Raw genomic sequence first — 11817 nt, forward strand, 5'->3', positions numbered from 1 at the left:
AAAGAACCGTGGGATGCACGGGGATAGCTTGCTTATGCTTACAACAAAAGTTGTATCGAACAAGAAGCCCCCACTTCTAAGCGATGGCGAAAGTGGTGGGAGTACATCACCGCATATGATTAATCATACTAGCTAATCGACCAGCGCCAAAACCGTTGTCAATATTCATTACGGCAACGCCAGCAGCGCAACTATTTAACATAGAAAGCAATGCTGTTAACCCATGAAAGGAAGCACCATAACCTACGCTTGTAGGCACAGCAATTACTGGTTTATTGGCAAGACCACCAACAACACTAGCCAAAGCTCCTTCCATACCAGCAGCAACGATGATTACATTAGCCTTATCAATCAAATCTTTTTTACTGAGTAGACGATGAATACCTGCAACGCCTACATCAAAGCAATATTGTACTTTATTTCCCATCAGTTGAGCAGTAAGACCTGCTTCTTTAGCGACAGGTATGTCACTTGTACCAGCTGTCATAACGAGGATAAAACGTTTATCATCAATAGGCATATTATCTCTATTAACATAGATAATACGTGCAAATTCGTCATATTTTGCATCTTTTACTTTTGCTAGTACAGTTTGATAATTTTCTAAAGTAGCACGAGAGGCAATTATATTTTGCTCACTTTTTTGATAGAGGTGAGCGAAAATATCAGCTATTTGCTCATTAGTTTTACCTGCACAATAAATTACTTCAGGAAATCCTTGTCTTTTTGCTCGGTCATGGTCAATCTTGGCAAAACCAATGTCTTCAAAACCTTGATTATCTTGAAGTGATTGAAGCATAGTTTCGTCAGAGATATTTCCTTGTTTATAATCGTGAAGTAAATCTAATAATTGAGTAGTGTCCATATTTATTGTTTAACGGCCTTTTTTTTATTGCGTTTCCAGCGAATATAGTAAAAAGCGCAAGTGAGAACAAGAATAGCACTTACAACTAAACTTGCTTCATGACCTACAGCAAGCATAGTTTTCCAATTTTCGCCAAGTATCATACCGATGTATAAGATGAACATAGTCCAAGGAAGGGAACCAATAAAAGTATAGATGATGAATTTCTTCATATTTACTTTGGCAAAACCTGCAGGTAAAGAGATAAATGTACGAACTACAGGGAGTAATCTGCTGAAGAATACAGCTTTAATACCATATTTATCAAACCATTCTTGAGCAGTGTCTACATGAGATTTTTTCATGAAGAAATATTTACCATATTTATCTACAAAAGGTCTGCCACCTTTAGCACCGATATAATAAGTGATGATAGAACCTACCATACCACCAATCATACCAGCAACAGTAGCGTGGAAAAATTCCATTTTGCCAGCAAAGATGAGATATCCAGCAAAACCTAAGATTAATTCACTAGGAATTGGAATACAAGCATTTTCAAGCCCCATTAGTACAGCTACAGCAACATAGCCCCAAGTATCAATAAAACTCAAAAAGATTGTTGAAAATTGTTCCATTAAAAATTAGTCCTTTCTATTGTTAAATTATAAGATAATCCTTATATATATTATAACCGATAAAAATATTTAAGTTAATATAAATTTATGATATTCATAGCATGTAAAATGCCAACAACACCAAAGAGAATAAAGATTAATGAAGCAAATTTTTTGATGACTCTATCAGGTACATATTTATGAAGCGTAGCACCTAATAAAATGCCAAGTCCATCAGCAACGAGCATACCAAGAGTTGTACCTACTAAGATAGAAAGCATATCAGCACCGATTTGAGCAGATAATGCTACTGTAGCGAGTTGAGTTTTATCTCCCATTTCGGCAAGGAAAAAGGCGATAGCTACAGTCCAAAAGATGCTAAAACGATTTTTTTCAGCTTCATTACCGAGTTCATCATCTTTTAAAATCCAAAGACCAAAGACAATAAAAGCAATAGAAGCAACAAGTTCAACAATGTCTTTAGGAATAAAAGAATGCAAATAAATACCAGCAGCGATTGCTACAAAGTGATTTAAAATAGTAGCAACTAAAATACCAAACATGACTTTCTTCCATGGATATTTTGTGGCAAAAGCCATAGCTAATAATTGAGTTTTGTCACCCATTTCGGCAAGAATCACCATGATAAACGCTGTTGAAAATGCAAACATAAGATTAAATCTCTCCTTAAAATAAATTAAATTTATTTGATAAAAGGGAATAAAAAAAGAGACTTCTAGTATAGACTGATACACTTAGTGTAACTAATCTATACCAAAAGTCTCACTATTGATGTAAAACATCAACGAATAAGCCAGATGAATTTCGTTGTTCATCAGTATGTTGACTTATTCTAAAAAGCTACTCCCTTTTAGCCAATACATTTACCAATAATACCATATACACACAATGGATATAATACACAAAAATAAATATTTTGGCAAGGGTTTATTTATTTTTCATAGCAAAATATTCTCTATCTAAAATTCCGAGAATGATTAAATTTTCATAAACACCATCAGTTAAAATTGTTTCGCGAATAAGACCTTCACGGACAAGACCAGCTTTTTCATATACATGTAAAGCACGAGTATTGTGGTCTTTACAGTCAAGCCATGCTCTATGGAATTTTAAATCATCAAATGCCCAAGATTTTAACATTTCTAGTGTTTCTTGACCATAGCCTTTACCTTTTACATTTAAAATAATGCGAGTCCACTCGATTTCTTTAGATGGATTATCAAGACCTGCTATCATGAGAAAACCAACTTTTTCATGTGTGTCTAAAGTTTCGATAATTAGATGAGTAGCAGAAGGGGTATCTAAAGTTTGCATATGCACTTCGCGAGTATAAGGAATTACATATTTGGCATTTTCGGGAATGTATTCCACTTCCATGATATAGTCCATATCTTCAACTGTTGCTTGACGAAAACGTAATCTATTTCCTGTTTTTACGATTTTTTCCATATTAAAACCACCTTCATTATAATATTATAGATTTTATAATAAATTTTAGAAACTTATGGGAAAATTCCCTGACAGTTTAAGAAAAGTATAGTATACTTTTCTTAATATAACAAATAAGGAGGACAGCAGTATTGGCAACGATGTCTTTTGAACATTTATTAGATATTTTATTTGTACCAATTTGTATTCAAATAGGTGCCTTAATCGTAGGTTCATTTCTCAGTCGTTTAATTAATCGTTATTTACAAAGTAATGTAAATAGAGATTCATGGCAATATATTTTTGTCAATGCCTTAAAGGGATTACCGATTTCTTGGTGTTCCGGTGTTGGCTTATATTGGACGATAAATAGTTTATCTATACCAGAAACTATCAGTAGATTATTATCATATTTATTATTTGCAGTGATTATCTTTACTTTGACAAGAGTTATTGCAAGAACTTTATCTGGAATGATAGATTTTTATACTATGCGTTCTGACCAAAATATGCCAAAGACTTCATTATTAAATAATTTAATAAATATTTTAGTGTATTCTATGGGTGCACTCATTGTTTTACAGTATTGTGGAATATCAGTAGCGCCAATTCTCACAGCTTTAGGGGTCGGCGGTATGGCAGTAGCCCTTGGTCTTCAAGATACGCTTGCTAATATTTTTGCTGGACTGCATTTAATTTTATCAAAACAACTTCGTTTAAATGATTATATTAAATTAAGTACAGGTGAAGAAGGTCGAGTATCTGATATTACATGGCGTTTTACCACACTTCAATCTGTTAGCAACAATGTGGTAGTTGTACCTAATCAAAGTATATCTAAGGCGATTATCACAAATTACAGTATGCCACTTCAAGATATAACAGTAAGTGTAGCTATTGGTGTAAGCTATGATAGTGATTTAGATAAAGTGGAAGCTGTTTGCATAAGGACAGCAAAGGAAATTTTATCTAAATTAGACCCAGAAGTTAAAGCGGAGCCTGTAGTTAGATTTAATTTGTTTGCTGACTCTAGTATTAATTTCAATGTGATAATGCATGTTAGTGAATTTACAAATCAATATATTGTTAAGCATGAATTTATAAAAGCGATTACAAAAGAATTTAGAAAAGAAAACATAGAAATACCATTCCCAGTAAGAACTATTATCAATAATAAAGAGTAAAATGGATATCAAAATAAATGAAAATTATCATAAAAATATTTTATAGTAATAATGAATAAAATAATTAGAGAATATTTCAGGAAAAGCTTTTTATTTTGTTAGAGATTTGGTAAGATATACTTGATTGAATACAAAATGCATGATTTTGGGATAAACATGGAGAAATTAAATTTAATGAAAGAATTTTTATCTGTTCAAGGTAGAAAATTATTAATACAGATTTCTATTTGTACTATTATTATTATTGGTATGTTTATAAATTATGATAAACTTTACTTGATAACAGGTGTATTTACAGGCTATTTATTAGCAGTTATATGCGCTTGGGTAATGGTATATAGAACGTGGAAGGCTGCTCATTTAACAGTAGGTAAAGCTAAAGGTCAGATGTGGCTTAGTTTGATAACGAGGTTATTGATGATTTTTATTATACTAAGAGCTGCTATATTGCAATCAGTGGAATTATTTTATGCAGTAGTAGGAGGCTTTTTCTTAGCTTTTATACTGTATATGATACATTTAATTATTTTTGTTTATCATAAGAATATGGAATAATATTTGCCTAGTGCAAATATTATCTACATAGAAACTGAAAAATATAATCTGTATTTTTCGGTAAAATATGAAATATATAGTAAAGAGAGGTGAGGACACTGTTACTTATGGACTGTATAAGCGGCAGTGGGGAAAATGCATGAAATTGGTGTGCGTGAAGTGGTCACTTTCGCAGGTATGCAATTCAATATTCAGACCTTAGAAATGACCTGGCTAGCAATGGCCATTGTAATACTGATTGCATTTTTAGCAACACGAAGTCTAAAGCTTGTTCCTTCAGGTTGGCAAAATGTAATTGAAATGGTTATTGTTTGGCTCAATGAGCAAATTGGTGTTACACTAGGTTCTCGTGGTCAATTAGTAGCACCATTTTTAATCACGCTATTTCTGTTCTTATTGATTTCAAACTGGATAGGACTTATTCCAACGCTTGCATCACCAACAAATGACTTAAATACAACTTTAGGTCTAGCTTTATTGGTGATTGTAATGTTACATGTACTTGGCTTGTATTATAAAGGTTTTAATTATATAAAACATTTTTTCCAGCCAGTAGCGCCATTTGTAATTATCAATTTGATTGAAGAAATAGCAAAGCCTATTACACTTGCTTTCCGTCTATTTGGTAATATTCTAGCAGGGGAAATTTTAATTATTATCTTGCTTTTATTAGTGCCAATATGGATGCCAGTACCTAGTGTTGTTTGGCTTGCATTTAGTTTATTTATCGGTGCAGTTCAGGCATTTATATTTACTATGTTATCTATGTCTTACTTAGCAAATGCTATGAAAGACGATGATCACCATTAATATTTGTTGATATATTTTAGTCAACAGATATTGATATAAGATTATCTATAGTTGTAGGTAATCTTGAAAAATTAATTTAATTTATGTTTATCTTTAAGGAGGATTTATTTTTATGGAAAACGCAATTATGGTTATGGCAGCATTAATTGGTGCAGGTATTACAATGGGTCTTGCTTCTATCGGTGCAGGTATTGGTGATGGTCTTGTTACTTCTAAATTCATCGAAGGTATTGCTCGTCAGCCAGAAGCAAAAAACACTTTATTCATGAACACTCTTATCTCTGTAGGTTTAATCGAAGCTATGCCAATCATTGCAACAGTTATTGCATTGATCATGCTTTATGCTAACCCACTTATTAAATAATTTGGGTAAACATTTAAATTTTAGATGTTTAGGAACGCATAAGGGGGCAATAAATTGATTGATATCAATATGACGATTGTGGCTCAAATCCTTAACTTCCTTATTTTGGTACTTATTTTAAAATTTGTAGCATATAAGCCTGTTATGAAAATGCTTAAAGAACGCGAAGAAAAAATCGCAAGAAGCATTGATGCCGCAGAAGCAGATGAACAAAAGGCTAAAGAACTGCTCGCTGAATATAATAAGCAATTAGCTGATGCCCGTATAAAAGCACAGGAAATTGTAGATAAAGCAATGAAACGTGCTCAAGAAGAACGTGATGCTAGCGTTGCTGAAACAAGACGTGAAATTGAGCAGATGAGAAAAGCCGCAAAAGAAGATATTGCTAGAGAACGTGAACGTGCAGCAATGCAGTTACGTGGTGAAATGGTAGCTTTATCCATGCAAGCAGCTGGCAAAATTATCGCTGCTAATATGGATAATAAAACAAATGAAAAATTGGTTAGTGATTTCATTGACCAGTTGGATAAAGATAAAATGGGTGGATTGCCATGCTGAATTTACAGTTAGCAAAAAAATACGCTGTGGCAATGTTTGAATTAGCTCAAGAAGAAAATAAGCTTGTAGAATATGGTGAGCAATTAGCGGAAATTAGTACGCTTTTTAAAACTCAACCAGAATTAAAAGCTTTTATGAGTAATCCTCAAATTCAGCCATCAGCAAAAAAAGAACTGCTAAATAAAGTTTTTGGTAGCGATATTGAAAAATCAGTGCATAATTTTATGTTATTATTGATTGACAAACGTCGCATAGCATTAATTGAAGAGATAGTCGGTGAATATGAAGCTCTGTCTAATGAAGTTCGTAATATTGTAGTAGCACATGTTACTACAGCAGTTGCTATGGAAAAGCCACAAGAAAAAGCTTTAACTGCGAAATTAGAAGCTATTACCGGCAAGCATATTCAGCTAAAAACACATATTGATAAATCCATCATTGGTGGTGTCGTTGTAAAAATGGGTGACAAATTAATCGATGGTAGTGTAACTAGCAAAATTAAATCTTTAGGAAAGCAGTTAATGGCAAATTAAGTTATTTAAGTGGGGTGACAGAGTCGTTATGAAAATGAATCCAGAAGAAATAACAGCCATTATCAAGGATCAAATTAAAAATTATAATGTTGATTTAAATGTTGATGATGTAGGTACTGTTATTGAAATCGGTGATGGTATTGCACATATTCATGGCTTAGACAAAGCGATGTCAGGGGAACTGCTCGACTTTGGTAATGATATATATGGTATGGTCCTAAACCTTGAACAGGACAATGTCGGTGCCGTTTTATTAGGTGGCGACACAAAAATTAAAGAAGGAGATATCGTAAAACGTACTGGTAAAATCATGCAAGTACCTGTTGGGGAAAGTATGATTGGTCGTGTTGTTGACGCACTTGGTCGTCCAATTGATGGCAAAGGCCCTATTCATACAACACAGAGCCGTCCAATTGAATATCCAGCTCCTGGTATTGCTGATAGAAAATCAGTAAAAGAACCATTACAAACTGGTATTAAAGCAATTGATGCCTTAGTTCCAATTGGTCGTGGTCAGCGTGAACTTATCATCGGTGACCGTGGTACAGGTAAAACAGCTATTGCTGTAGATACAATTCTCAATCAGAAAGGTCAAAACTGTATTTGTATTTATGTAGCTATTGGTCAGAAAGCTTCTACAATCGCTCGTGTTGTAAAAACTTTTGAAGATCATGGTGCTATGGATTATACAATTGTAGTAGCAGCTACTGCTTCTGATAGTGCACCACTTCAATATATGGCTCCATATTCTGGTGTTACTATGGGTGAACATTTCATGTATCAAGGCAAACATGTACTTTGTGTATATGATGACCTTTCTAAACATGCTACTGCTTATCGTGCAATGAGCTTGTTACTTCGCAGACCACCAGGACGTGAAGCATATCCAGGGGACGTATTCTACTTACATTCTCGTCTTTTAGAACGTGCTGCTAAATTAAGTGATGAACTTGGTGGAGGTTCTATTACAGCTTTACCTATCATCGAAACTTTAGCAGGTGACGTATCTGGTTATATTCCAACAAACGTTATTTCTATTACAGATGGTCAGATTATGCTTCAGACAGAAGCTTTCTATTCTGGTATTCGTCCAGCTATTGACGTAGGTCTTTCCGTATCTCGTGTAGGTGGTAGTGCTCAGATAAAAGCTATGAAACAGATTGCTGGTCGTATGCGTCTTGACCTTGCTCAGTATCGTGAACTTGCAGCATTCGCTCAATTTGGTTCTGACCTTGATAAATCTACAAAAGAACAATTAGACCGTGGTGTACGTATGGTTGAAACATTAAAACAAGCACAGTATTCACCTTTAAAAGTAGATGAACAAATCCTTGTTATTTATACAGCTGTACGTGGTTTCTTAAGCGATATTCCTGTTAATCAGGTTGTTAACTTCCAACGTGATTTCTTGAAATTTATGAATTCAAATCACCCAGAAATTGGACAGACAATCGTTGAAAAACAAAAATTAGATGATGCTTTAGAAGCTTCTATCAATAGTGCTATTGAAGAATTTAAATCCACATATTCATATAATAAATAAGCAGTGAGGTGATTTAATTGGCTAGTTTACAGGACATACGCCGCAGAATAAAAAGCGTAAAAAGTACACAGCAAATCACTAAAGCAATGAAAATGGTTGCTGCTGCTCGTTTACGTCGTGCCCAAGAAGCGGCTGTATCCAACCAACCTTATGCTGAAAAAATGTATGAGGTTATTGCCGATGTAGCCTCTAATGCAGGAAGTTTTTCACATCCTCTGCTAGAAGTACGTGAAGAAGGTAAAACTTTATATGTTGTTTTAGCTTCCGATAAGGGTCTTGCAGGTGCTTATGCTAGTAATGTATTTAAAGAAACAGTTTCTCATATCAAAGATGCAAAAAATACATCTATTATCACTGTAGGTCGTCGTGGTAAAGAATATTTCGTTCCACGTAAATATGATGTATTAAATTCTTATATGGGATTTACAGAACGTCCAGAGTATCAAAATGCTCGTCAAATTGCTGTTGAAATTATGGAGCATTTTAGTAAAGGTGACTATAAAGAAGTATATCTTGTATATACAAAATTTGTGTCAGCTATTTCTGCTATACCTCAGACAATTAAATTATTACCATTTACAGCACCAGAGTCCTCCGATCATAAACCTACTGCTGAATATATTTATGAACCATCAGCACAATCAGTGCTTGGATATTTATTACCGCAATATATTATTACAACAATATATGCATCATTATTACAATCAGCAGCAAGTGAACTAAGTTCACGTATGAATGCGATGAGCAATGCAACAGATAATGCTGAAGAACTCATCTCTAAACTTGATTTGCATTATAATAAAGTACGTCAGGCTGGTATTACTCGCGAAATTACAGAAATCGTGGGCGGTGCAGAAGCTCTGAAGTAAGGAGGTTTCACCTAAGTGGCAAAAGGTAAAATTGTACAGGTTATTGGACCTGTTGTTGATATAGAGTTTCCGGCAGAATCTTTGCCAGAAATTTTAAATGCTGTAACTATTAAAGGTAAATCTGGTGACATTGATATCGATTTAGTTGTTGAAGTTATGCAACATTTGGGTGACAATGTTACTCGTTGTATCGCTATGAGTTCTACTGACGGTTTGACTCGTGGCATGGAAGCTGAAGATACTGGTGCTCCAATCAGAGTTCCAGTAGGGGAAGCAACTCTTGGTCGTGTATTTAACGTACTTGGAAAAACAGTTGACCATGATGATACTCCTGTAGGCAACAAAGAATTTTGGCCTATTCATCGTCCAGCTCCAAAATTTGATGAACAAGAAACATCTACACAGATTTTAGAAACTGGTATTAAAGTCGTTGACCTTATCGCACCATATTCCCGTGGTGGTAAAATCGGTTTGTTCGGCGGTGCTGGTGTAGGTAAAACAGTTCTTATCATGGAACTTATTCATAATATCGCAACTCAACATGGTGGATATTCTGTATTCTCTGGTGTTGGTGAACGTACTCGTGAAGGTAATGACCTTTGGTCTGAAATGAAAGAATCTGGCGTTATCGATAAAACTGCTTTAGTTTATGGTCAGATGAACGAACCACCTGGAGCACGTATGCGTGTTGCTTTAACTGGTCTTACAATGGCTGAATATTTCCGTGATGTTCAAAATCAGGACGTATTATTATTCATTGATAATATTTTCCGTTTCATTCAGGCTGGTTCTGAAGTATCCGCACTTTTAGGTCGTATGCCATCTGCCGTTGGTTATCAGCCAACACTTGGTACAGACGTAGGTGCTCTTCAAGAACGCATTACTTCTACTAAAAAAGGTTCTATCACATCTGTTCAGGCTGTATATGTTCCTGCCGATGACTTAACTGACCCTGCTCCAGCAGCAACATTTGCTCACTTGGATGCAACAACAGTATTGTCTCGTCAGATTGCAGAGCTTGGTATTTATCCAGCAGTAGACCCACTTGATTCTACTTCTCGTATTCTTGACCCACATGTAATCGGTGAAGACCATTATGAAGTAGCTCGTGGTGTACAGGCTATTTTACAGAAATATAATGAACTTCAAGATATTATCGCTATCTTAGGTATGGAAGAATTATCTGATGAAGATAAGCTTACTGTAGCTAGAGCACGTAAAATTCAAAGATTCTTATCTCAGCCATTCTTCGTTGCTGAACAGTTCACAGGTACACCAGGTAAATATGTACCATTAAAAGAAACTATTCGTGGCTTTAAAGAAATTTTAGCAGGTAAATATGATGACTTACCTGAAAGTGCTTTCTATATGGTTGGTAGCATTGACGAAGTTGTTGAGGCAGCAAATAAAATGAAGAAGGAGGGATAATTTATGGCTAAAATAAAGCTAGAAATTATTTCTCCAAATAAAGTTGTTTATAGTGCTGATATTGATATGTTAATCGTGCGTTCTATTGCTGGGGATTTAGGTATTATGCCAAAACATGCTCCGCTTCTTGCAGGACTTGTTCCTCATGCAATGAGAGCTATGATTGACGGCACTGAAAATCTTATTGCAGTTAGCGGTGGTTTTATTCAGGTTCAACCTGATAAAATTATTGTACTTGCAAGTGCAGCAGAACTTCCTATTGAAATTGATATCAATAGAGCGAAAAAAGCTTATGAACGTGCACAAAAACGTTTAGAAAGCTTTAAAGAAAATCCAGAAGTTAAGAGCGATGTTGATACACTTCGCGCTAGAGCTGCACTCGAACGTGCTAAAGCAAGACTTAAAGCAACTAAAACAGATATTGGTTAATATTTAATTAGTTTTATGTAAAAACGGTTGTAACTTAATTTAGCTACAACCGTTTTTATTTTAAAGGTGATAATATGATTTTTAGCAATATAAAAAATATAGATTTAACCACTATAGATGAACGAATTAAATTTTGTGTAGATTATTTTAATGAACATGATTTAATAAATTATAATGCAGGAACATATCAAACAGATAGAGAGGATATTTGTTTTCGCATTGATGAATATGAAACACAAATTGCTCAGGAAAGATATTGGCAAGCACATGAAAAACATATAGATGTATATATTTTATTAAAGGGACAAGAACGCATAGATGTTAATATCTATGAAGGTGTAATTTATCATCGTGATAAGATAGACGATATGTTGATGTTAGAAGAAATGCCGTACACAAATATTAATTTTTTGAGCAATTTTGGTGATATTTTAGTTTGTAATCCAAATGAAGCGCACAAGACAGGAATTCATATGGATTTAAAAAACAAATTTAAAATAGCTTTATTTAAAATTAGAATTTAATTTGAGAAACAAAAAAAGAGCAATCATATTGAACTGCACCCCAAAAGTTGGACACAAAACAACTTTTGGAGGTGCAGTTTTTTTATGACTAAATACTCAAATGAATTTAA

The 11817-nt window shown here is 34.3% G+C and carries 15 protein-coding genes; 11 read left to right on the plus strand and 4 right to left on the minus strand.

Annotated elements, in window-relative coordinates; translation table 11 throughout:
• Positions 1 to 106: 106 nt before the first annotated feature.
• The 4 genes from larB to AC5LAX_RS07040 all read right to left on the minus strand — a co-directional run bounded on the left by larB (position 107) and on the right by AC5LAX_RS07040 (position 2931).
• Positions 107 to 865 (minus strand): nickel pincer cofactor biosynthesis protein LarB, encoded by a 759-nt coding sequence (gene larB / locus AC5LAX_RS07025; protein ID WP_117977085.1) that lies wholly within the window; start codon positions 863 to 865, stop codon positions 107 to 109.
• Between the two features lie 2 nt (positions 866 to 867).
• Entirely contained in the window at positions 868 to 1482 is a 615-nt protein-coding gene (locus tag AC5LAX_RS07030; RefSeq protein ID WP_019000082.1) for a DedA family protein, read from the minus strand.
• A 74-nt stretch (positions 1483 to 1556) separates the two neighbouring features.
• Positions 1557 to 2132: a TMEM165/GDT1 family protein gene (locus tag AC5LAX_RS07035; protein ID WP_288909118.1), complete on the minus strand. Its 576-nt coding sequence runs from the start codon at positions 2130 to 2132 to the stop codon at positions 1557 to 1559.
• 277 nt (positions 2133 to 2409) lie between these two features.
• Entirely contained in the window at positions 2410 to 2931 is a 522-nt protein-coding gene (locus AC5LAX_RS07040) for a GNAT family N-acetyltransferase (RefSeq protein ID WP_008540082.1), read from the minus strand.
• Between the two features lie 140 nt (positions 2932 to 3071).
• Here AC5LAX_RS07040 and AC5LAX_RS07045 point away from each other — a divergent pair, with 140 nt between their 5' ends.
• From AC5LAX_RS07045 to AC5LAX_RS07095, 11 genes are all read left to right on the plus strand, one after another.
• Positions 3072 to 4094 carry a mechanosensitive ion channel family protein gene (locus AC5LAX_RS07045; protein WP_033405790.1) on the plus strand — a complete coding sequence of 341 codons (1023 nt, stop codon included), beginning with the start codon at positions 3072 to 3074 and terminating at the stop codon, positions 4092 to 4094.
• A gap of 174 nt (positions 4095 to 4268) precedes the next feature.
• Positions 4269 to 4649: a hypothetical protein gene (locus AC5LAX_RS07050; protein ID WP_019000085.1), complete on the plus strand. Its 381-nt coding sequence runs from the start codon at positions 4269 to 4271 to the stop codon at positions 4647 to 4649.
• A 135-nt stretch (positions 4650 to 4784) separates the two neighbouring features.
• Complete coding sequence (atpB, locus tag AC5LAX_RS07055) at positions 4785 to 5459, plus strand: F0F1 ATP synthase subunit A (RefSeq protein WP_008540076.1); 675 nt, start codon at positions 4785 to 4787, stop codon at positions 5457 to 5459.
• A gap of 112 nt (positions 5460 to 5571) precedes the next feature.
• Positions 5572 to 5823: a F0F1 ATP synthase subunit C gene (atpE, locus tag AC5LAX_RS07060; RefSeq protein ID WP_008540075.1), complete on the plus strand. Its 252-nt coding sequence runs from the start codon at positions 5572 to 5574 to the stop codon at positions 5821 to 5823.
• Positions 5824 to 5877: 54 nt separating this feature from the next.
• Positions 5878 to 6381 (plus strand): F0F1 ATP synthase subunit B, encoded by a 504-nt coding sequence (gene atpF / locus AC5LAX_RS07065; protein ID WP_008540074.1) that lies wholly within the window; start codon positions 5878 to 5880, stop codon positions 6379 to 6381.
• Entirely contained in the window at positions 6375 to 6914 is a 540-nt protein-coding gene (locus AC5LAX_RS07070; protein ID WP_008540073.1) for a F0F1 ATP synthase subunit delta, read from the plus strand. The genes atpF and AC5LAX_RS07070 overlap by 7 nt, the downstream gene beginning before the upstream one ends.
• A 28-nt stretch (positions 6915 to 6942) precedes the next feature.
• Entirely contained in the window at positions 6943 to 8457 is a 1515-nt protein-coding gene (gene atpA / locus AC5LAX_RS07075; protein ID WP_008540072.1) for a F0F1 ATP synthase subunit alpha, read from the plus strand.
• A 17-nt stretch (positions 8458 to 8474) separates the two neighbouring features.
• Positions 8475 to 9326, plus strand: a complete 852-nt coding sequence (gene atpG, locus AC5LAX_RS07080) for an ATP synthase F1 subunit gamma (protein ID WP_008540071.1) — start codon at positions 8475 to 8477, stop codon at positions 9324 to 9326.
• A gap of 15 nt (positions 9327 to 9341) precedes the next feature.
• A complete protein-coding gene (gene atpD / locus AC5LAX_RS07085) occupies positions 9342 to 10754 on the plus strand; it encodes a F0F1 ATP synthase subunit beta (RefSeq protein WP_008540069.1) in 1413 nt (470 codons plus the stop codon).
• Positions 10755 to 10757: 3 nt separating this feature from the next.
• The gene (gene atpC / locus AC5LAX_RS07090; RefSeq protein WP_008540068.1) at positions 10758 to 11183 is read left to right on the plus strand and encodes an ATP synthase F1 subunit epsilon; all 426 of its coding nucleotides are present in this window, start codon (positions 10758 to 10760) and stop codon (positions 11181 to 11183) included.
• Between the two features lie 74 nt (positions 11184 to 11257).
• Positions 11258 to 11707, plus strand: a complete 450-nt coding sequence (locus tag AC5LAX_RS07095) for a NanQ anomerase/TabA/YiaL family protein (protein WP_008540067.1) — start codon at positions 11258 to 11260, stop codon at positions 11705 to 11707.
• Positions 11708 to 11817: the final 110 nt, after the last annotated feature.

It is taken from the genome of Megamonas sp., from assembly GCF_986095205.1.

Excerpts from the sequence above, each read along its gene's own strand:
- larB (WP_117977085.1), bottom strand. The coding sequence starts at position 865 with ATGGACACTACTCAATTATTAGATTTACTTCACGATTATAAACAAGGA.
- AC5LAX_RS07030 (WP_019000082.1), bottom strand. The coding sequence starts at position 1,482 with ATGGAACAATTTTCAACAATCTTTTTGAGTTTTATTGATACTTGGGGC.
- AC5LAX_RS07035 (WP_288909118.1), bottom strand. The coding sequence starts at position 2,132 with ATGTTTGCATTTTCAACAGCGTTTATCATGGTGATTCTTGCCGAAATG.
- AC5LAX_RS07040 (WP_008540082.1), bottom strand. The coding sequence starts at position 2,931 with ATGGAAAAAATCGTAAAAACAGGAAATAGATTACGTTTTCGTCAAGCA.
- AC5LAX_RS07045 (WP_033405790.1), top strand. The coding sequence starts at position 3,072 with ATGTCTTTTGAACATTTATTAGATATTTTATTTGTACCAATTTGTATT.
- AC5LAX_RS07050 (WP_019000085.1), top strand. The coding sequence starts at position 4,269 with ATGAAAGAATTTTTATCTGTTCAAGGTAGAAAATTATTAATACAGATT.
- atpB (WP_008540076.1), top strand. The coding sequence starts at position 4,785 with ATGCATGAAATTGGTGTGCGTGAAGTGGTCACTTTCGCAGGTATGCAA.
- atpE (WP_008540075.1), top strand. The coding sequence starts at position 5,572 with ATGGAAAACGCAATTATGGTTATGGCAGCATTAATTGGTGCAGGTATT.
- AC5LAX_RS07070 (WP_008540073.1), top strand. The coding sequence starts at position 6,375 with ATGCTGAATTTACAGTTAGCAAAAAAATACGCTGTGGCAATGTTTGAA.
- atpA (WP_008540072.1), top strand. The coding sequence starts at position 6,943 with ATGAAAATGAATCCAGAAGAAATAACAGCCATTATCAAGGATCAAATT.
- atpC (WP_008540068.1), top strand. The coding sequence starts at position 10,758 with ATGGCTAAAATAAAGCTAGAAATTATTTCTCCAAATAAAGTTGTTTAT.
- AC5LAX_RS07095 (WP_008540067.1), top strand. The coding sequence starts at position 11,258 with ATGATTTTTAGCAATATAAAAAATATAGATTTAACCACTATAGATGAA.